Source organism: Embleya australiensis (assembly GCF_051903075.1).
Taxonomy (GTDB): domain Bacteria; phylum Actinomycetota; class Actinomycetes; order Streptomycetales; family Streptomycetaceae; genus Embleya.
This window is the reverse complement of record NZ_CP182422.1, coordinates 1,524,952-1,544,547: the sequence shown is the minus strand read 5'-3', so window position 1 is coordinate 1,544,547 and position 19,596 is coordinate 1,524,952. Positions and strand designations below refer to the sequence as shown.

The 19,596-nt window shown below is 72.5% G+C and carries 15 protein-coding genes and 1 tRNA gene; 6 read left to right on the top strand and 10 right to left on the bottom strand.

What is annotated here, in order from left to right; translation table 11 throughout:
• Window position 1: 1 nt before the first annotated feature.
• The 4 genes from ACMXN5_RS06380 to ACMXN5_RS06365 form a co-directional block, all read right to left on the bottom strand.
• Window positions 2-1,780 (bottom strand): acyclic terpene utilization AtuA family protein, encoded by a 1,779-nt coding sequence (locus ACMXN5_RS06380; RefSeq protein WP_439674415.1) that lies wholly within the window; start codon window positions 1,778-1,780, stop codon window positions 2-4.
• Entirely contained in the window at window positions 1,777-3,837 is a 2,061-nt protein-coding gene (locus tag ACMXN5_RS06375; RefSeq protein ID WP_439674414.1) for an acetyl/propionyl/methylcrotonyl-CoA carboxylase subunit alpha, read from the bottom strand. The genes ACMXN5_RS06380 and ACMXN5_RS06375 overlap by 4 nt, the downstream gene beginning before the upstream one ends.
• Window positions 3,838-3,911: 74 nt before the next feature.
• Entirely contained in the window at window positions 3,912-5,510 is a 1,599-nt protein-coding gene (locus tag ACMXN5_RS06370; RefSeq protein WP_439674413.1) for an acyl-CoA carboxylase subunit beta, read from the bottom strand.
• 178 nt (window positions 5,511-5,688) lie between these two features.
• Entirely contained in the window at window positions 5,689-6,495 is an 807-nt protein-coding gene (locus tag ACMXN5_RS06365) for a hypothetical protein (protein ID WP_439674412.1), read from the bottom strand.
• A 261-nt stretch (window positions 6,496-6,756) separates the two neighbouring features.
• On the opposite strand from ACMXN5_RS06365, the gene ACMXN5_RS06360 reads away from it, so the two are divergent.
• From ACMXN5_RS06360 to ACMXN5_RS06350, 3 genes are all read left to right on the top strand, one after another.
• The gene (locus ACMXN5_RS06360; RefSeq protein ID WP_439674411.1) at window positions 6,757-7,449 is read left to right on the top strand and encodes a nucleotidyltransferase domain-containing protein; all 693 of its coding nucleotides are present in this window, start codon (window positions 6,757-6,759) and stop codon (window positions 7,447-7,449) included.
• 69 nt (window positions 7,450-7,518) lie between these two features.
• A complete protein-coding gene (locus tag ACMXN5_RS06355) occupies window positions 7,519-7,695 on the top strand; it encodes a hypothetical protein (RefSeq protein ID WP_395785976.1) in 177 nt (58 codons plus the stop codon).
• Between the two features lie 139 nt (window positions 7,696-7,834).
• Entirely contained in the window at window positions 7,835-8,794 is a 960-nt protein-coding gene (locus ACMXN5_RS06350) for a DUF1152 domain-containing protein (protein WP_439674410.1), read from the top strand.
• A gap of 13 nt (window positions 8,795-8,807) precedes the next feature.
• Here the strand turns inward: ACMXN5_RS06350 and ACMXN5_RS06345 are convergent, their stop codons facing one another.
• The 4 genes from ACMXN5_RS06345 to ACMXN5_RS06330 all read right to left on the bottom strand — a co-directional run bounded on the left by ACMXN5_RS06345 (window position 8,808) and on the right by ACMXN5_RS06330 (window position 14,706).
• Window positions 8,808-10,271: a DUF6745 domain-containing protein gene (locus ACMXN5_RS06345; RefSeq protein WP_439674409.1), complete on the bottom strand. Its 1,464-nt coding sequence runs from the start codon at window positions 10,269-10,271 to the stop codon at window positions 8,808-8,810.
• Window positions 10,272-10,392: 121 nt separating this feature from the next.
• Complete coding sequence (locus ACMXN5_RS06340) at window positions 10,393-11,061, bottom strand: response regulator (RefSeq protein ID WP_439674408.1); 669 nt, start codon at window positions 11,059-11,061, stop codon at window positions 10,393-10,395.
• 13 nt (window positions 11,062-11,074) lie between these two features.
• The gene (locus tag ACMXN5_RS06335) at window positions 11,075-12,325 is read right to left on the bottom strand and encodes a sensor histidine kinase (RefSeq protein WP_439674407.1); all 1,251 of its coding nucleotides are present in this window, start codon (window positions 12,323-12,325) and stop codon (window positions 11,075-11,077) included.
• A 212-nt stretch (window positions 12,326-12,537) separates the two neighbouring features.
• On the bottom strand, window positions 12,538-14,706 hold the full coding sequence (locus tag ACMXN5_RS06330) for a putative bifunctional diguanylate cyclase/phosphodiesterase (protein ID WP_439674406.1): 2,169 nt from the start codon (window positions 14,704-14,706) through the stop codon (window positions 12,538-12,540).
• 542 nt (window positions 14,707-15,248) lie between these two features.
• On the opposite strand from ACMXN5_RS06330, the gene ACMXN5_RS06325 reads away from it, so the two are divergent.
• Window positions 15,249-16,103, top strand: a complete 855-nt coding sequence (locus ACMXN5_RS06325) for an ADP-ribosylglycohydrolase family protein (protein WP_439674405.1) — start codon at window positions 15,249-15,251, stop codon at window positions 16,101-16,103.
• A gap of 108 nt (window positions 16,104-16,211) precedes the next feature.
• Here the strand turns inward: ACMXN5_RS06325 and ACMXN5_RS06320 are convergent.
• Window positions 16,212-16,287 (bottom strand) — tRNA-Thr (locus ACMXN5_RS06320).
• A gap of 119 nt (window positions 16,288-16,406) precedes the next feature.
• Entirely contained in the window at window positions 16,407-17,204 is a 798-nt protein-coding gene (locus tag ACMXN5_RS06315) for an STM4013/SEN3800 family hydrolase (protein ID WP_439677959.1), read from the bottom strand.
• Window positions 17,205-17,492: 288 nt separating this feature from the next.
• Between ACMXN5_RS06315 and ACMXN5_RS06310 the strand changes: the two genes are divergently transcribed.
• A complete protein-coding gene (locus ACMXN5_RS06310; protein ID WP_439674404.1) occupies window positions 17,493-18,395 on the top strand; it encodes an NUDIX hydrolase in 903 nt (300 codons plus the stop codon).
• A complete protein-coding gene (locus ACMXN5_RS06305) occupies window positions 18,392-19,546 on the top strand; it encodes a lipopolysaccharide kinase InaA family protein (protein ID WP_439674403.1) in 1,155 nt (384 codons plus the stop codon). The genes ACMXN5_RS06310 and ACMXN5_RS06305 overlap by 4 nt, the downstream gene beginning before the upstream one ends.
• Window positions 19,547-19,596 lie beyond the last annotated feature (50 nt).

Below are 19,596 nucleotides of genomic sequence, written 5' to 3'. Positions count from 1 at the left end.
ATCACCCGTCCAGCAGCGTCGTGGGGATGTCGGTGTGGCGGGACCGCACGTATTCGCCCAGGCCCTTGGCCTGCGGGTCGGGGCGGGTGGAGGAGCCGACGCCCTCGCCGAGCAGGCCGGTGATCACGAAGTTCACCGCGCGCAGGTTGTCGAACACGTGGCGTTCGATCGGCAGGTCGGCCGCCTCCGGCAGCAGCCCGCGCAGCCGATCGACGGTCAGATGTACGCGCAGCCAGCGATACGACGCGTCGTCGCGCGTCCACAAGCCGAGGTTGGCGTCGCCGCCCTTGTCGCCGGAGCGGGCGCCGCAGACCAGGCCGAGGGGGGCTCGGCGGGTGGGGGTCGGCGGGCGGGCGGGCCGAACCGGCGGGACGGGGCGTGGGGGAGGTATGGGGTCCGGGAAGCCGTGTGGCAGCGCGGCGGTCAACTCCGGCGGCGGGATCGGGCGGACGGTGCCGTCGGGGAGCACCACGGTGTGCGCGACCTCGCTCGCCGGGATCCACGCGGCGCGGAAGACGGCGTAGGCGGTCTCGGCCGTGGGCGGGGTGGTGGTGTGGAAGCCGGGGTAGCCGGCCAGGGCCAGTTCGACGACCGCGCCGGAGAAGGCGCGGCCGACCCGGGTGGGGTCCGGGTCCTTGACGGTGATCCGCAGGTGCGCGCCGGCCTGCTCGTTGGTCGGCGCGTCGGGGCGGTCGTAGCGGATCAGCCGCACGTCCACCTCGGCGAAGCGGTCCCGGCCGCCGAGCGCGTCGAACAACATGTGCTCGGCGTGCGCGGCCTTGGCCTCGATGTCCAGGCCGGTGAGCACCATCGTCATGGTGTTGCGGTAGCCGCCGAGTTCATTGACGCCGACCTTGAGGGTGGGCGGCGGCGGCAGGCCCCGGACGCCCTGGATCCGGACCCGGTCGGGGCCGGCCGGGCCGATCCGGATGGTGTCGAAGCAGGCCACCGCGTCGGGGTTGGCGTAGGCGGGGCCGCCGATCTCGTACAGGAGTTGGGCGGTGACCGTGCCGACCGAGACGGTGCCGCCGGTGCCGCGGTGTTTGGTGATCACCGACGAGCCGTCGGCGGCCACCTCGGCGATCGGGAAGCCGGGGCGGCGGGTGTCGAGGGCGAAGTCGGCGGTGCGGCCGGGGCGTTGCCGTCGGGGGGCGTCGCCGAGGAAGGGGTAGTTGCCGCCGGTGGCCTGTGGGCCGCACTCGATCACGTGGCCCGCGACGATCGCGCCGGCGATGCGGTCGTGGTCGGTGCGTCGCCAACCGTGCCACCACGCGGCGGGGCCGACCACCAGGGACGCGTCGGTCACGCGGGGGCAGACCACGATGTCGGCGCCCTCGGCCAGCGCCTCGGCGATGCCCCAGCCGCCGAGGTAGGCGTTGGCCGTCACGGTGCGCGGGCCGGCGTCGATCCGGTCCAGTACGTCGTCGCCGGTGATGTACGCGATCTTCGGGGCCAGGCCGAGGCGTTGCGCGCTCACGTGCAGTCGCTCCGCCAGGCCGGCGGGGTTGAGACCGCCCGCATTGGAGACCACCCGGATGCCCCGGTCCAGGCACGTGCCCATGACCTGTTCGAGCTGGGTCACGAAGGTGCGCGCGTAGCCGGCGCTCGGGTCCTTGGCGCGGGCCTTCCACAGGATGGACATGGTCAGTTCGGCCAGGTAGTCGCCGGTGAGCACGTCGATCGGGCCGCCCTCGACCATCTCGTGCGCGGCGGAGAGGCGATCGCCGTAGAAGCCGGAGCAGTTGGCGATCCGGATGGGGCGGCTGTCGGTCCGGCTCATCCGACCGCCTCCTCCGGTGATCCGGCGGGTGGGGCGGCAGGCTTCGTCGTGAGCCCCGACTCCGTCTCGGGATCCGCGGCGCGGACGACCGCCAACACCGCGCCGGCGTCGACCGCTTCGCCCGTGCCGACCGGCAGGTGGGACACCACGCCCGGGTACGGGGCGGTCACCTCGTGCTCCATCTTCATCGCCTCCACGGCCAGGACGAGCTGCCCGGCCGCCACCCGTTGGCCCTCGGTGACCGCGACCCGCACCACCGTGCCGGGCATCGGTGCGAGCAGTGACCCGGCCGGTTCGCTCTCGGCCGGCACCGGCTCGGGCAGGCGCGGGAGTTCGGTCAGCACGCTCGCGCCGAGCGGACTGTCCACGTACACCGTGTCGCCGACCCGGTGTACGTGCACGGTGCGGCGGACGCCGTCGGTGGTCAGGTCGACCCGATCGGCGTGCGCGGCGTGGATCACCAGGCCCGGCAGCGGTTTTCCGTCGATCGCGACGTGGTCCGGGAGGCGGTAGGACACGGTGGTCCGGGTGTCCGGGTCGGATGTGTAGGTCACCTGCTGGTCGGCGTCGCGGACATTGCGCCAGCCGCTCGGGATGCTCGTCAACACGCCTGCCCGGAAACGGCGTTCGGCCTGTCCGGCGAGCGCGGCGGCGGCGGCGTGCACGCGCGTCGCCGAGGGGTCGGCGGCACACAGGTCGGCGGCGGCATGCCGATCCAGGAAGCCGGTGTCCACGGCGCCGGCGGTGAACTCGGCCGAGCGCAGCACGCCGACGAGCAGATCGCGGTTGGTGCGTACGCCGTGCACCCGGGCTCGGGCCAACGCGCGGGCGAGCCTGCGACATGCCTCCTCGCGGGTCGGCGCGTACGCGATCACCTTGGCCAGGAGCGCGTCGTAGTGCGCGCCTATCCGACTGCCCGTCACCACCCCGGCGTCCACCCGGATTCCGTCCCGCTCGGACTCGGCGAGTTCGAATCGGTGCAGGATGCCGATCGAGGGGGCGTAGTCCCGGACCGGGTCCTCCGCGTACAGCCGGGCCTCGATCGCGTGCCCGGCGGAGTGCGCCTCCGCGGGCAGTGCGTGGCCCTGGGCCACCAGGAGTTGCAGGCGGACCAGATCCAGGCCCGTGGTCAGTTCGGTGACCGGATGCTCGACCTGGAGCCTGGTGTTCACCTCCAGGAGGTGGAAGGCGCCGGCGTGGTCGAGGACGAACTCGACGGTGCCCGCCCCGAGATAGCCGATCGCGCGACCGGCGGTGACCGCCGCCGCGCACAACTCGGCGCGCAATCCGGGGTCGATGCCCGGCGCGGGGCTCTCCTCGATCAGCTTCTGGTGTCGGCGCTGGATCGAGCAGTCCCGCTCGAACAGGGCGATCACCCGACCGTGCGTGTCGCCGAGGATCTGTACCTCGATGTGCCGTGGATCTACGACCAGTTGCTCCAGGAACACGGTGTCGTCGCCGAACGCGGCGGCGGCCTCGCGACGGGCGGCGGCGACGGCGGCGGGCAGGTCGCCCGGCTCGCTGACCACGCGCATGCCCCGACCGCCGCCGCCGAACGCGGCCTTGACGAGGAGGGGGAAGCCGATGCGGTAGGCCAGTTCGTCCACGGATTCGGGAGCGGATTCGGGAGCGGATTCGGGAGCCACGACGCCGCCCGGCAGGACCGGGACGCCGGCGCGGCCGAGGAGGTCCTTCGCGGCGAGTTTGTCGCCCATCGCGGCGATGGTCTCGGGGGTCGGACCGACGAAGAGCAGTCCCGCCTCGGCCGTTCGGCGGGCGAAGTCGGCGTTCTCGGACAGGAATCCGTAGCCGGGGTGGATCGTGTCGGCGCCGGTGGTCCGGGCCGCCTCGATCAGCAGGTCGCCGCGCAGGTAGGTGTCCGCGGCCGCCGCGCCCGGCAGCCGGACCGCCTCGTCCGCCGCCGCGACGTGCGGGGAGTCGGCGTCGGGATCGGCGTACACGGCGACGGTGTCGATCCCCATCGCGTGTGCGGTGCGGGCGATCCGGACCGCGATCTCGCCGCGGTTGGCGATCAACAGCCTGCGGATGAGCGGCATACGATCCCCTCGGTGTGCGGGTGGCCGGTGGGGGTGGTCGCGGGGGCGGGTGCGGGCCCCGGCGGAGGTCGGGCCTACATGCGGAAGACCCCGTAGCCGGTGGTACCCGCGACCGGGGCCGAATGTGCCGCGGACAGCGCGATGCCGAGCACGGTGCGGGTGTCGCGGGGGTCGATCACCCCGTCGTCGTAGAGCCGCGCGGTGACGAAGAAGGCGTGCGACTCGCGCTCGATCTGCGCCTCGATCGCGGCGCGCCGCAGTTCGTCCACGTCATCGTCGAAGGCGATCCCACGAGCGGCGGCGGCCTGGCGGCCGACGATGGACAACACGCCCGCCAGCTGCGCCGCGCCCATCACCGCGAGTTTGGCGGTCGGCCACGCGAACAGCAGGCGGGGATCGAAGGCACGCCCGGACATTCCGTAGTTGCCCGCGCCGAAGGACGCGCCGATGTTGAGGGTGAGGTGCGGGACGGTGGAGTTGGTCACCGCGTTGATCATCTTGGCGCCGTCCTTGACGATGCCGCCCTGTTCGTACGCGGTGCCGACCATGTAGCCGGTGGTGTTCTGGAGGAACAGCAGCGGGGTGTGCGAGCGGTTGGCGAGTTGGATGAACTCGGCGGCCTTCCTGGACTCCTCGCCGAACAGCACCCCGCGCGCGTTGGCCAGCACCCCGACCGGGAAGCCGTGCACCGAGGCCCAGCCGGTGACCAGGCTGGTGCCGTGCTCGGACTTGTACTCGTCGAACCGCGACCCGTCCACCACCCGGGCCAGCACCTCGCGCGGATCGAACGGGACGCGCAGGTCCGTCGGGACCAGGCCGAGCACCTCGTCGATGTCGTACAGCGGCTCGTCGGGCGGTCGGCTCGGACCCGGGCCGTGTTTGCGCCAGTTCAGGTCGGCCACGATGCGCCGCCCGATCCGCAGGCAGTCGTACTCGTCGACGGCGTAGTGGTCGGCGAGTCCGGACACGCGCGCGTGCATCGCGGCGCCGCCCAACTCCTCGTCGTCCGCCTCCTCGCCGGTGGCCATCCGGACCAGCGGCGGCCCGCCCAGGAAGACCTTGGCCTGGCCGGCCACCAGGACCGCGTGGTCGCACAGGCCCGGGATGTACGCGCCGCCGGCGGTCGAGTTGCCGAACACGAGGGCGATGGTGGGGATCCCGAGCGCGGACAGCTCGGTCAGGTCGTGGAAGACCCGGCCGCCGGGCACGAACAGCTCGGCCTGGGTGGGCAGATCGGCACCCCCGGACTCGACCAGGTTGACCACGGGGAGTCGATTGCGGCGGGCGATCTCCAGCGCGCGCAGGTTCTTGCGCAGGGAGTACGGATTGACCGAACCGCCGCGCACTGTCGGGTCGTTGGCGATCAGCACACACTCCACGCCGGAGACCGGACCGATACCGGTGACCACGCCGGCGCCCACGGTGAAGTCGGTGCCCCACGCGGCCAGGGAGGACAACTCCAGGAAGGGCGCGTCCCGGTCGAGCAGCAGCTCGATGCGCTGACGGGCGGTCAGGCGTCCGCGGGCCCGATGTCGTTCGACGTAGCGTTCGCCGCCGCCGGCCCGGGCCAGGTCCAGTTGCTCGTGCAGCGCCGCGAGGGCGGCCAGTTGTGCGGTGCGGTTGGCCCGGTAGGTGTCGGACCGGGGATCGAGACGGGAACGCAGAACGGGCACGACCTCGACTCCTCGCCTGTCGACGCGAAGGCAGCTTCCGGATGTTAACGGCCGGTCACTTGGCTACGGAAGGCCCGAGCGCAGCGGGGGAGTCGCGGACGCCGGCGCCGTACCCGGATCGGTCGGCGCACAACGACGCCGACGCGACCCCGATCGGGGGCCGCGCCGGCGGGTGGGATCAGCCGTGGTGCCCGTGGTGCCCCGCGTGCGGGTCGGCGGCCTGCTCCGGCGCGTGGGCGTGCGGTGCGGGCTTGCCCGCCTCGACGGTGAACTCGGCGGTGCGGACCACGCCGCCGTGTTGGAAGTCGAGGAAGAACCGGTACGTGCCGACGCTGGGCAGTTCGGTGTGGAACGCGATCTCCGGACCGGCCGGGGTGACCCCGTCGCCGGGCGCGCCGCCCGGGTGCACGTGCAGGTAGGCGAGATCGCCGTCGCGCAGCACGACCAGGTGGCCGAACGCGGCCAGGTAGGGCTCCAGGTCGGTGACGGGCAGGCCGTCCCGGGCCACGGAGAGGGTGATGTGCGCGCCCTGTCCGGCCGCGGGTTCGCCGGCGAGGGTGACCGTGTAGCCGTCGACCTCGGCGGTCGCGGCCGGGGCGGGCAGCGGCACGGGCCGGAAGTCGCCCGCGACGTGGATGTCGACGCCGAGGGTCAGCGGGGTGCCGGTGGCGGCCGGGGCGAAGTCGGTGAAGACCCGGTACGTGCCGGCCTCGTCGAGGGTCAGCTCCTGGGTCCAGACGCCGTCCTCGCCGAGGACCGGGTGTACGTGCCGGAAGCCGCTCAGGTCGCGGCGCACCACGATCAGGTGCAGGTCCTTGTCGTGCTGCGGGACGTACTCGCGCACCGGGGTGCCGGCGGGGCCGTCGATCCGGAACGCGAAGGTGCCGGCGGGCGCGGCGACGGGGACCAGGGTGTAGCCGTCGCGGGAGACCTGGAGACCCTCGGGGGTGGCGGGGGCGGCTGCGTGGTGGGCGTGGACGGTCATGACGGTCTCCCTGAGCGATGTGCGTGCTGTTCGAGGTGTTCGGTCTCTTCGTCGGCGGCCGGCGGCGTCGGCCACGAGGATGAAGTTATACCCCCTAGGGGTATCTGGCAAGATCATTTGTGCGGCTTCTCGAAACTTCTTCGCGGCGTGACGGCCGACGCCGGTGAGTCGGCCGGGCCGGAAAACGGGATTCGCATCGGGTGCGCGGTGTCGGATACTGCGGGCTCGGGGGGACGGTCACGGGGAAGCGAGGTCGGCGGGATGCGTACGTTGTTGATGGGGGTGGTCGGGTCGACCGCCTACGGGTTGGCCACCGAGAGCTCCGACGAGGACCTGCTCGGCGTCTTCCTCGCGGACTCGCGGGAGGTGCTGGGCCTGGACGGCGCGGCGGCGGCCGGCCGCTCGCGGGTGACCACCAAGCCCGACGTGACGATGCACGAACTGGGCAAGTACTGCTCGCTCGCGCTCAAGTGCAACCCGACGGTGACCGAGCTGTTGTGGCTTCCGGAGTATCGGGTCGAGACCGAGGCCGGTCGCCGACTCCGGGCCCTGCGGGGGAAGTTTCTGTCCACGGAGTACGTCCGGTCGGCCTACGGCGGTTATGCGCTCCAGCAGGCCAAACGCCTGCTCGGACGGCACGAGGCGGGCAAGGACGGCTTCTCCGCGGACACCGCCCGACGTACCGCCAAACACGGCCGACACTGTCTGCGCCTGCTGATCCAGGCCCAACGCCTGCTCGCCACCGGCGAGTTGATCCTGGACGTCGGCGCGCAGCGCGAGGACCTGTTCGCCGCGGGCCGGCTGGCCGTCGAGGACCCGCCGGCGTTCGCCGCGCGCTTCGAACACGAGAAGGCCGGCCTCGACGCCGTGGCCTCGGTGCTCCCCGACCGCCCGGACCGGGCGGCGATCAACACGCTGGTCGTGGAATTGCGGATGGCCGCCCTCACTCCCTGACCGAGGTCGAATACGCTCCGTGTGGGTAGGTATCGACACGGACCGGAACCTTCGAAGGGAGGCGCGATCATGGCGCAGGAATACGATCCTCCGCGAAAGAGCAGGCCGCCCCGGAAGGATTGGAAGAACTCCTTCGAACACTGGGACGCCACGCCGCACGACTGGCACGCGGAGGGTCCGGACCTGTTCCAGTGCGGGGAGTGCGGCTTTCGCTCCTCCGCCGTCCCGGTACGACCGACGCGATAGCGGCCGGCGCGGCGGCGAGCCTCGGGCGCCGAGTCTCGGCCCCGAGCACATCCGCGTCCGGACGGGGGCACCCGGGGACTCTTGCGGTATGGCTCAAATGTGTTGACCTTTGTGCTGATCACCTTGGTACGGTCCGGCCGTGTTCACACTTGCCGAACCTCCGCTCTTCGCCCGCCTCCGCGATGCCCGCTCGGTGCTGATCGCCGGGGCGGGCGGTGGATTCGACGTGTTCGCCGGGCTGCCGCTCGGCATCGCGTTGACGGATCTGGGCAAGCGGGTGCACTTCGCCAATCTGTCGTTCGTGACGGTGGATCACCTGCCGTCCTCGGTACGGGTGATGCCGGGCCTGGCGGCGGTGCGGGCGGATACCCCCGGGAACGACGACTACTTCCCGGAGCGGGCGCTGGCGATGTGGTTGTCGCGCAACGGCTTTCCGGACACGGTGTACGCCTTCGCGAAGACCGGGGCGAAGCCGCTGCGGGCGCTGTACCGGCGCCTGGTCCACGACTTGGACATCGACGCGATCGTGTTGGTCGACGGCGGGACCGACATCCTGATGCGCGGCGACGAGGCGTCTCTCGGCACGCCGGAGGAGGACATGACCAGCCTGGCGGCGGTGGCCGGGGTGGACGTATCGGTCCGGCTGGTGGCCTCGCTCGGGTTCGGGATCGACGCCTACCACGGGATCTGCCACGCACAGGTGTTGGAGAACCTGGCCGCGCTCAGCCGGTCGGGCCACTATCTCGGCGCGTTGTCCATCCCGCGCGAATCGCGGGAGGGCACGCTGTTCCTGGACGCGGTGGCCTACGCGAATCGGGTCACCCCGCGCCGCCCGAGCATCGTGCAGGGTTCGGTGGGCGCGGCGCTGACCGGCCGGTTCGGCGACGCGCACTTCACCGAACGCACCGGGAACAGCGAGCTGTTCATCAATCCGCTGATGAGCGTGTACTTCACCGTCGACCTGGTCGGTCTGGCCGAACGCTCGCTCTATCTCGACCGGTTGGAGAGCACCCGCAACATCTGGGAGGTCGCGTCGCGCATAGCGGAGTTCCGCGACGAGTTGCCGTCGACCCGGCCCCGGCAGGCGATCCCGCACTGAGGCCGGCCGGTCGTCAGGTCTCGCGCAGCGGGCGGTAGTCGTCCGGGCCCAGGCCGAACGTCCAGGCCACGCCCTCGCGGGCGGTCTCGGTGTCCGGCGGCACCCGCAACCAGTAGGTGCGGACGCTGCCGTCGGGCTCGGGGGTGGAGTTCAGCACCTCGACCATCACGATCGGTTCGTCGTCGTCGAGATCGATCTCCCACAACACGCCGGTCTCGTCCCGATCGAGCGGCTGCGCGCCCACCTCGCGCAGGTAGCGGTCGTAGCCGTAGATCTCCAGCATCACCCGGCGCAGTTCGGCGTTGTGTTCGGTCCGGATGGCCCGTGCGGTCAGCCGGCTGCCACCGGGACCCAGGCCACCGACGAAGTCGGCCGGTACGGGCATCCCGCGCCACGCGTGCAGCGCGAAGCCGTCGGCGTAGGTGAGCGCGGGGCCGTCGCCGTGGTGCAGCCGAGAGTGGTCGTCGCGGTGCATGACGATGGGCCGTTCGCTGACGAGGGCGACCCGCTCGTAGGGCCACCACCAGCCGACGTGGCGGGCCACCTCGCCCAGTTCGGCCACGACGGGGAAGTCGAACTCGGGGAAACACCTCCGCAGTCCGTCGAAAACCGCCAGCCAGGCCCCGTCGAACTGGCCGCCGAGGGCGCTGTACGTGGTCGCGCGGACCCTGTCGGCGACGTCCCATCGGCCCGGGACGGAGGCGGCGCGCCTGGTGGGGGTGCGTACCGAGGGGTCCGTCGCGCCGACGCCGGCGTGTACGGCCTCGCGGATCCGCTCGGTCAACTCGCGGGTGGGCTCCCACAACCGCGACGCGCCCTCGTTCCAGGCGAGTTGCCAACCGGCCGCGCCGAGCGCCGCGCTTGCCTCGGCCTTGGCGGCCTGCCACGGCCCGCTCCACAACCGCTCCTGGACGGGCCGCCCGGGCCGCCCGGGCACCTTCACCGACAACCGCGTGGCGGCCAGGTCCGCCGGCCGGCACGTACCGGAGGCCACCGCCGCCGCGACCGCCGCCGTGAGTGGCGAGTCGTACCAGACCACCCGCTCGGGCTCCGCCATCCCGGCGGCCCGATACACCGTCCGGATCGCCCGCTCGGCCGCCTCCCGATCCGTCCCACCGGTGGCGGAGACCACCTCGCCCCAGTGCTCGGCGGCCTCCTGCAACACCACCCGGTCCGCGTCTCGGAGTACTCGGGCCAGCCCGTCGGCGTCGCCGGGACGCGAGCGGACCACGACCGTCGCGAGGCCGGGCTTGGGGTGCCTACCGGGAGCGGGCCTCGGGAGAGGGGCCGGGCCGCGGGCCGCCGTTTCGTCGTGTGGGGCCTTCGTCTCGCGGGCCATGCTCGCCATGTGGGCCCGGAGCGCGGACCAGGCCGCGTCGGCCGGATTGGCGGGCGGCGCTGGGCGGGGCGCCGGGGGTGCGGCGGGCGGCCTGCGGGGCAGCGCGATGCCGGGCAGTCGGCGGGGCGGCGGGGGCATCAGTGTCTCCCATGGCTGTCGGTTCGCGGCGACACGCTAACCGACCCGACCGACACCGCACCGTGCCTGCGCCGCGCGCCCGACCGGGCCCGACGGCGCCCGACCGCGCCCGTGCCGCGGCTCAGTATCCCGTCGGGCGGATCAGGCCGGATTCGTAGGCGTACACCGCCGCCTGGGTGCGATCGCGCAGGGACAGCTTGACGAGGATCCGGCCCACATGGGTCTTCACCGTCTGTTCGGCCACCACCAGGCCGGCGGCGATCTCGGCGTTGGACAGGCCCTGGGCGATCAGGGACAGGACCTCGGTCTCGCGTTCGGTCAGGTCGCCGAGCCGGCCCTTGACGGGAATCCTCGGAGCGCCGGCCAGGCGGGCGTACTCGCCGATCAGGCGTTTGGTGAGGTTGGGCGCCAACAGGGCGTCGCCGGCGGCCACCACCCGTACCGCGTGGGCCAGTTCCTCGGCCGAGGCGTCCTTGAGGAGGAAGCCCGACGCCCCCGCGCGCAGCGCCTCGTACACGTACTCGTCCAGGTCGAAGGTGGTCAGTACGAGGACCTTGGCCGCGCCGTCGGCGGGGCCGGTGATGCGGCGGGTGGCCTCGATGCCGCCCAGGCGCGGCATCCGGATGTCCATCAGCACCACGTCGGGGGCCAGTTCGGCGACCATCGCGACCGCGTCGAGGCCGTCCACCGCCTGGCCGACCACCTCGATGTCGGGCTCGGCGTTCAGCAGCACGGTGAACCCCTGCCGGACCATCACCTGGTCGTCGGCGATCAACACCCGCACGGTCACGAACCGTTCCCCCTCACGAACCACTCCCCAGCGGCAGCCGTGCCACCACCTCGTAACCGCCGCCGGGAATCGGCCCGTCGGCGAACTCGCCCCCCAGCATGGCCACCCGCTCCCGCATGCCGAGCAACCCGTGCCCGCCACCCGCCGTCCCCGCCCCGGCGGCCTCGGCCACGCCAACCGCCGCCGGCGGCGCCGTATTGGCCACCCGCAGCGCCAACCCCGTGGCCTGATACCCCACCTCCACCCGGATCGCCGCCCCGGGCGCGTGCCGCAGCACGTTGCTGAGCGCCTCCTGCACGATCCGGAACGCGGACAACTCGACCCCCGGCGACAACGCCCGGCGCTCGCCGGTGATCCGGGTTTCCACGTCGAGGCCGGCGCCGCGCACGTTGTCGACCAACTCGTCCAGCCGGTCCAGGGTCGGCTGCGGGACGTGCCGCATCGCGGTCGACAGGTCGTCCTCGGAGCGCAAAACGCCCAGCACCCGGCGCAGTTCGGCGAGCGCGTCCACCGCGTTCGCCCGGATGCCGATCAGGTTCTCCCGCAACGCCTCGGACGGCTCGGCCACCAGATGCGGCGCCACCTGCGCCTGGATCGAGATCACCGACATGTGATGGGCGACCACGTCGTGCAACTCGCGGGCGATCCGGGTGCGTTCCTCCAGAAGGGTGCGCCTGGCCCGTTCCTCGGCGGTGAGTTCGGCCTGCGCCACCAACTGGGTCCGAGCCACCCTGCGCCCGCGCAGCGACGTACCGACCAGCACCGTGACGCACAGGATCAGCGTGGCCTGGTACAGATCGGGGTTGTGCACGGGCGACGCGGCCACGGTGCACACCGCCCCCGCCAGCACGCTGATCCCCAGCGCCTCGGCCGCGATCCGCGGGCGCATCCGCAGCGCCAGCACGAACAACACGGCGGCGTGCAGCGCGAGGCCGCTGCCGGTCCACGGGTACATCTGCGGCCCGTGCGGCTTGGCGAGCACCGCGACCAGGACCATCGTCACGGTCACCGCCCACCAGGCCCGCACCGGCCGGTGTACGGCGCAGACGACCGCCAGGGCCGGGATCGCGCCCAGCACCACCCCGAGCCCCTGGCCCAGGCCGTACTGCCAGACGGCCTGGTTGATGCTCACGATCCCGATCGGGAACACCACGAACGCGACCAGCAGCACCAGCGCCGGCTGCCAGTCGCGCCAGGCACGCGGCAGCGGATCGGGCCCCGCCGTCCACAGGTCGTCACGGAGCGTACGGGTCAGTGTGCCCAATACCGATCCGAATCGGCCCCCGCTTCCCTCCCGCACAAGATCAACACTAGGCACGCCGTACCTCCGCCGTCCGGGCGGGTCGATGCCCGACCCGGCCCCGGCACCGAAGCTACGCACCGCCCCCACCGGCACGCATCCCGCCGCGGAGCCGCCTTCCGGACTGGCTCGGAGGTATTACGGGTATGACGGCCGGCAATCGACCGCCCCACCCCTCAACCGGGCTCCTTGACCCCCGCCAGCATGCCCTCGATGCGGTCCGGCGGGCCCGGGCGGGAGAAGTACCACCCCTGCCCCGCGTCGCACCCGATCGCCCGCAGCCGCTCCGCCTGGACCGCCGTCTCGATGCCCTCGGCCGTCACGGTGAGCCCGATCGCGTGCGCCAGCTCGACCAGCGAGGCCACGATCCGCCCGTCCACCGGGTCCGAGTCGCCGGGCTGGCGCAGGCCCTCGACGAACGAGCCCGCGATCTTGAGTTCGCACACCGGCAGTCGGCGCAGATAGGCCAGGTTCGAGTAGCCGGTGCCGAAGTCGTCGATCGCGATCCGGATGCCCATCGCGGCCAGTTCGCGCAGCCGTTCCAGCGGACCACCGTCGGTGGACATGATCTGACTCTCGGTCAGCTCGAATTGCAGCCGGCCCGGATCCAGGCCGGTCTCGGCCAGTACCCGCTCCACCTGCCGGACCAGGCCCGGTTCGCGGCACTGGCGTTCGGCCAGGTTGACGCTGATGAACGGCGCGCTGTCCGGCTCCAGGTCCTGCCAGCGGCGCGCCTCGCGGCAGGCCTGTTCCAGCACGTGCATGCCCAGCGGCACGATCAGGCCGGTCTCCTCGGCCAGGCCGATGAAGCGGTCCGGTCCGACCAGGCCGTTGCGCGGATGGCGCCAGCGCACCAGCGCCTCGACACCCAGCACGCCGCCGTCGGCGAGGGACACCAGCGGCTGGTAGTCGACGTAGAACTCGCCGTGATGCAGCGCGGCGGGCATCTCCGCGGACAGCGTGTAGCGCGCCACCTCGCGGTCGTTGCGGTCGGTGTCGAACACCGTCCACCGGCCGCGGCCGTCGGACTTGGCCCAGTACAGCGTTATGTCGGCCGCCCGCAGCGTGTCCGCCGGGCTGGTGCCGGCCACCGGCCGCTCGACGATGCCGATGCTCGCGGTGACCGTCAGATCGTGGCCGCGGATCCGGAACGGCTCGCGCAGCGCGGCGAATACGCCGTCGGCGAGCGCCACCACCTGGCCGGTCCCGGTGGAGTGCTCGACCAGGATGACGAACTCGTCGCCGCCCATCCGCGCCATCAGATGCCCGGCCTGGCCCGCGTACCGGCTCAGCCGCCGGGCGACCGCGACCAGCAACTGGTCGCCCACGTCGTGCCCGAGGCTGTCGTTGACCACCTTGAACCCGTCCAGGTCCAGGTAGCACAGGCCGACCCGATCGCCCGGGCCCGGGTGTTCGAAGGCCGCGGTCAGTCGTTCGACGAACAGCGCGCGGTTGGGCAGCCCGGTGAGTTGGTCGTGCATCGCCTGGTGGCGCAGCCGGGTGTGCAGGCGGTGGCGGTCGGTGACGTCCTCCAGCATGCAGACCTGGTACTCGGGGTTGCCCTTGGAGTCGCGGACCAGGGACAGCGACAGGTGTGTCCACAACGTCTCGCCGTCGGCGTTCTCGAACTGCTTCTCCAGCGCGAAGTGATCCCGCTCGCCGGTGACCAGCTCGTCGTAGAGCTTCCACATGTGGTCGGTGTCGCCGGCGTGCATGAACTCGCGGACCTGCCGCTTGCACATCTCCTCGACACTGGCCGCGAACATGGTCGTCATCGCCTGGTTCACATCGATCACGTTGCCGTCGACGTCGCCGATCCCGATGCCGATCGCGGCTTGGTCGAAGACCGCCCGAAAACGCGCCTCGCTCGTGTGCAGCGCGTGTTCGGCGTTGTCCCGCGCGACCAGGACGGCGGCGTGGATGGCCTCCTGCTCGTCCAGCGTGCGCCGCCGCAGCGCCTCCGCGTAGCCCGCCGCGAGCGCCCCGGCGAGCGCGGTGACCCGCTCCAGCCAGGCGTCGGGATCGTGGCCCTGTGCGGCGGCCTTGGCGCGCAGCACGGGCCACCAGGGGCCGACCAGGCCCAGCGTGCGCTCCAGCGTCCCGCTGCCGGTGAAGTGTTGCCCGACCAGCGACGCGCCGACCTCGCGCGCGATCGCGGGGTCGAACGGTTCGGAACGCAGCGCCTGGGCGAGGCGCTCGGCCTGCCCGCGCAGGTACTCCTCGATCTCGGCTCCGCTCAACGGGACGAAGCTGGTGCCCTCGATGGCGCGGGCCCAGTCCCGGGCGAAGCGGCTCAGCGACCCCTCGGCCTCGTCGAAGCGTGCGTCGTCCGTTCCGCCGCTCACCCTGTGCTCCCCACGGTGGTCCGGGCGCGCCGGCCGGCTCCCCGGCACGCCTGGAGCCACATGCCCGGCGCCCACGATGGTCGATCCACCGCCCCACCTTTCCTCCTCGGGGGCGATCCGCCACCGCGCAATGTCGGTGCGGTCGCCTCTCGGACGAGCCGGCCACAATCCCCAGCGGCCGTGTGAACGAGCCACATCACCCGTTATCACCCGTTCGGACGAGCCGGATGGTACGTCCGGCACGTCCCGACGATCGCGTGATCATCGTTGACGGTATCCGCCGCGGCGCGGAAACGTCTTGCAGTTGGACACGGCGCGAGGAGCATCACTCCGGAGAGGGACAGGTGGTGCGCGCGGGTCCGTACCGAATTGTGGCGTACGCCCTCGTACTCCGGCGCACGCAGGGCGCCCGACGCGATGACTGACGGACCATCAGGTTGTTGCCCTCGGGTAACGGTACGCTCTACCGGCTCGCGTCGGCGAGTCGGGGCGCCGCCGCGACCGGCGTTCGGCGACCCGTCCGGAGAGAGGATGTGGTCCCGATGATGGTCGAGTTGGCGGTGGGCGACGCGTACGGCGCAGGGTTCGAGTACGCGGAGCGCTCGTTCGTCACGCGAGGCAACACACTCGCCGGTTATGTGCAGCATCCCCGTCATCGTGACGTGCTGCCGGGTCGATATACGGACGACACGCAGATGAGTATCGCGGTCGCCGAGTGGTTGCTCGGCGACGATCGCGGAATTCCGGCCCTGGCGGAGCTGTTCGTGCGGGCGTACAAGCGGGATCCGCGCGCCGGATACGCGCGGGGGTTCCGGGGCGTACTCGAGGAAGTCGCCGACGGCACAGGGCTTCTGGAGGTGCTGCGGCCGGAGAGCGACAAGAGCGGCGCGGCGATGCGGGCGGGCGTGATCGGGCTGCTCTCGGACCGGGACGAGGTGCGGCGCACGGCGGCGCTCCAGGCCCGGATCACCCACCGCACGCTCGGCGGGATGACCTCGGCCACGGCGGCGGCGCTGGCGGTGCACTACTGCCGGTACGGGCTCGGCCCGGTCGCCGAGCTGCCGGGATGGCTGGCGGCGAACCTGCCCGCCTCCACCGGCCCGGCGGTGTGGACCGAGCCGTGGCGCGGCAAGGTCGGATCGGCCGGGATGGACAGCACCCGCGCGGCGGTCACCGCGCTCGCCGCGCACACCGGCACGGCCGCGCTCCTGCGCGCGTGCGTCGCGTACACCGGCGACGTGGACACGGTGGCCACCATCGCGCTGGCGGCGGCGAGTTGCTCGGCGGAGTACGCCCAGGACCTGCCGCGCGAGCTGCTGGCGGGCCTGGAGGACGGCCCGTACGGCCGGGAACATCTCGCGGGCCTGGACGCGCGGTTGACGGCGCGATTCGGCTGAGCCGGGCGCGGGGCGAAAGTCCGGCGAAAGATCGCCTCGGCCGCGTCCCGAGTGGTGGGCGGCCGAAAGACGAGAGGCCCCCGGCGAACCGGGGGCCTCTCGTCTGCCTGGAGCCCCAATACGGAATCGAACCGTAGACCTTCTCCTTACCATGGAGACGCTCTACCGACTGAGCTATTGGGGCCTGCGCGGCGAAAACTTACCGGATCCGCGTTCGGTCTGCCAACTTGATCCGTTCGGGTCGCCGGCCCGGCCCGGGAGCGGTTCCGCGCCCGGGCTCGCGCCCGCCTCCCGCAGGGGTGCTCACCACTCGCCGGGGCTCATCGTGAAGTGCGCGTAGGGCACCGTCCAGACCACCTCGCCGGCGGCCTGCGCGGCCTCGTCGTAGGCCGTGCCGTGGTCGCTGGTGACGATCGCGAAGCACGGCCGGCGGCAGCTCATCGCGCGAAACAGCCGGCCGATGTGCCGGTCCACGTATTCGAGCGCCGCCGCGTGGGTGTCGCGGGTGTCGCCGTCGGCGGCGGTGGCGCCGGGGGTGTGGAACCAGTTCGGGTGGTGCACGGCGGCGACGTCGACGAGCAGGAACAACCGGCGATCCGGGTCCAGGCCGCCGACCACCAGCTCGGCCCGGGCGACCTGGGCCTCGAAGGAGATCGGTGAGGTGACGCCGAGTTCGGGGTCCCAGTGGCTCTCGGCGAACATCGCGGGCAGCACCGAGTCGAGCGCGCCCTGCTTGTCGAAGCAGCCGACCCCGCCGATGCACGCGGTGTGGTAGCCGGCCTTGGTCAGCGCGCTGGGCAGGTCCGGGGTGTCGAACAGCCAGGTGTGCGGGCCGGTCGTCTCGGCGTCGCCGAGGCGGGAGGCGAACAGGCGCGGGTGCGGCCCGGGTCCGTCCGGGGTGGGCAGGTAGCCCGCGAGGAACGCGGTGTGTGCGGCGAAGGCGAGCCGTGCGGGGGTCTGCCGGCGCTGCCAGCCGCCCTCGGGCAGGACCCGCGCGAGGTTGGGCAGCCGGCCGGACGCCGCGAGCTCGACGGCCACGTCGTACCGCAGCGCGTCGAGCGTGACGAGCAGTAGGTCCTGCTCACCCACGACGGCGTTCATGTCGGGATCGGTCATATCGGACATGCCACCTGCTCCGCTTCTGCTCGGGTGTTCGGGGCCGCCGCCGGTGGCCCGCACGCGGGCGGCGAGTGGATCGCCCATGCCTACCAGAGGGAGGGGACTCTTCGAGGGATAACCCCCTCGCCGGTTCGGATCCGGCCGTGTATGTTGTTCTCAGATTAAGAAGATCTCAATCGGAGAACAACCGTCGAGTCGGTGTCGGGAACGTGAACCGACAGGGCCGCGTCGGACGTGCATCGCCATGAGCACATGGGAGGGATTCGCGATATGGCCGACACCGCCACCACCGAACGCGACTGGCTCGCGTCCTACGACCCCAGGGCCTTCGAGCCGATCGCGGTGACCGTCGACATCGTCGCGCTGACGATCCGTCAACTCGGCCCGCCGGTCGGGACGTCGGGCGATCCGGGGGGCGACGCGGAGGCGGGGGCCGGCCCGGAAGCCGGCGCGGAAGCCGGTGAGGGGGCCGAGAGCGCCGCCAAGGCGCTGCACGTGCTCCTGGTCCGGCGCGGCGAGATGCCGTTCGCGGGCCGCCTCGCGCTGCCCGGCGGCTTCGTCCGCCCGGTGATCGACCCGGACGGCACCCGGCACGAGGAGGACCTCGCCGAGGCCGCCGAGCGCGAACTCGCCGAGGAGACCGGGCTCGCCGCCGGCACCCGACTCGACCGGCTCCACCTCGAACAACTGGGCACCTACGGCGCCCCCGGGCGCGACCCGAGGATGCGGATCGTCTCGGTCGCCCACCTCGCCTTCGCCCCGGACCTGCCCGACCCGACCGCCGGCGGCGACGCCGCCCACGCGCAGTGGGTCCCCGTCGCCGACGTCGACCCGGCCGAACTGGCCTTCGACCACGCGCGCATCCTCGCCGACGGCCTGGAACGCGCCCGCGCCAAGCTCGAATACTCGCCGCTGGCCACCGCGTTCGCGGGCGAGGAGTTCACCGTCACCGAACTGCGCGAGGTCTACCAGGCGGTGTGGGGCCGGCCGATGCACGCCGGCAACTTCCACCGCAAGGTGCTCTCGGTACCCGGCTTCGTCCGGGACACCGGCGCCACCACCGCCCGCGGCGGCGCGCGCGGTGGGCGCCGCGCCCGGCTGTACCGCGCGGGCCCCGCACGTCTGCTGCACCCGGCGCTGCTGCGCCCGTCCCCGGAGGAGGACTCCCGATGACCAGGACGCCCGGCACCACCTCGACCGGCCCCACGACCTTCGACGACGCGCTCGATCTGCTGACCGGCGCGTCGGATCCGCAGGGCGTCTTCGGGCCCTACGACGGCACGCCGGAGGCCTGTCTGCGGGCGGGCAACCGCACCTATCGGCTGCTCGCGCGCCTGCTCCACCCGGACACCGCGCCGGCCGACCGCCGGGCCGAGGCAGCCGCCGCGTTCACCCGGCTCGGCGAGTCGTGGAACCGCTATCAGCAGGACATCACCGGTGTGACCGGCCGTCAGGTGGTGATCACCACCAAGCGCCGGGTCTACTCGGTCGGCGGCGAGCGGGCGAGCGGCGACATCGCCACGCTCTACAAGGTCAACTACCGGGCCGAGGACGACGGCGAGGCGCGGGCGCTGCTCAAGCTGCCGCGCTCGGTCACCGACAACGACCTGATGGAGCGCGAGGCCACCGCCCTGGAGCGGATCGCACGCGAGGGCGACCCGGAATACGCGAACTACGTACCGCGGCTGATCGAGACGTTCCGGCACCGCGACGCCGCGTCCGGTACCGAGCGGCGCGCCAACGTGATCGAACGGGTGCGCGGCTTCCGGTCGTTGGCCGAGGTGCGCGAGGCGTACCCGGACGGCCTGGACGCGCGCGACGTGGCCTGGATGTGGCGCCGGCTGCTCGTCGCGATCGGATACGCGCACCGCGCGGGCGTGGTCCACGGCGCGATCACCCCCGACCACGTGCTGATCCATCCGCGCGAGCACGGCCTGGTCCTGGTCGACTGGTGCTACTCGGTGCTGCTCGACGGGTCGGCCGATCCGGCCCGACCGGAGGCGATCCTGCGGGCGAAGGCGGTCGAACACGTGCCCGCGATGATCGACCGGCACGCCGACCTGTACCCGCCGGAGATCCCGGCCAAGCAACCGCCGGAGACCGCCGCGGACGTCTACATGGCGACCCGCTGCGTCACCGGCCTGCTCGCGCCGGACGCGCCCAAGCCGCTGTTGCGCTTCGCCCGGGGCTGCTCGTTGCCCGCCCCGGCACGCCGTCCGCACGACGCGTGGAAGCTGCTGGGCGAGTTGGACGAACTGCTCGGCAAGCTCTACGGCCCGCGTCGTTTCCGGCCGTTCGCGATGCCCACGCGCCGCGAGGCGTAGATCCCATCCGACGGGAGCGGCGGCGGTCTCCGCCTGCTCCCGTCGCACCT

Coding starts and splice junctions, on each gene's coding strand:
- ACMXN5_RS06380 (WP_439674415.1), bottom strand. CDS start 1,780: ATGAGCCGGACCGACAGCCGCCCCATCCGGATCGCCAACTGCTCCGGC.
- ACMXN5_RS06375 (WP_439674414.1), bottom strand. CDS start 3,837: ATGCCGCTCATCCGCAGGCTGTTGATCGCCAACCGCGGCGAGATCGCG.
- ACMXN5_RS06365 (WP_439674412.1), bottom strand. CDS start 6,495: ATGACCGTCCACGCCCACCACGCAGCCGCCCCCGCCACCCCCGAGGGT.
- ACMXN5_RS06360 (WP_439674411.1), top strand. CDS start 6,757: ATGCGTACGTTGTTGATGGGGGTGGTCGGGTCGACCGCCTACGGGTTG.
- ACMXN5_RS06355 (WP_395785976.1), top strand. CDS start 7,519: ATGGCGCAGGAATACGATCCTCCGCGAAAGAGCAGGCCGCCCCGGAAG.
- ACMXN5_RS06345 (WP_439674409.1), bottom strand. CDS start 10,271: ATGCCCCCGCCGCCCCGCCGACTGCCCGGCATCGCGCTGCCCCGCAGG.
- ACMXN5_RS06325 (WP_439674405.1), top strand. CDS start 15,249: ATGATGGTCGAGTTGGCGGTGGGCGACGCGTACGGCGCAGGGTTCGAG.
- ACMXN5_RS06315 (WP_439677959.1), bottom strand. CDS start 17,204: ATGAACGCCGTCGTGGGTGAGCAGGACCTACTGCTCGTCACGCTCGAC.
- ACMXN5_RS06310 (WP_439674404.1), top strand. CDS start 17,493: ATGGCCGACACCGCCACCACCGAACGCGACTGGCTCGCGTCCTACGAC.
- ACMXN5_RS06305 (WP_439674403.1), top strand. CDS start 18,392: ATGACCAGGACGCCCGGCACCACCTCGACCGGCCCCACGACCTTCGAC.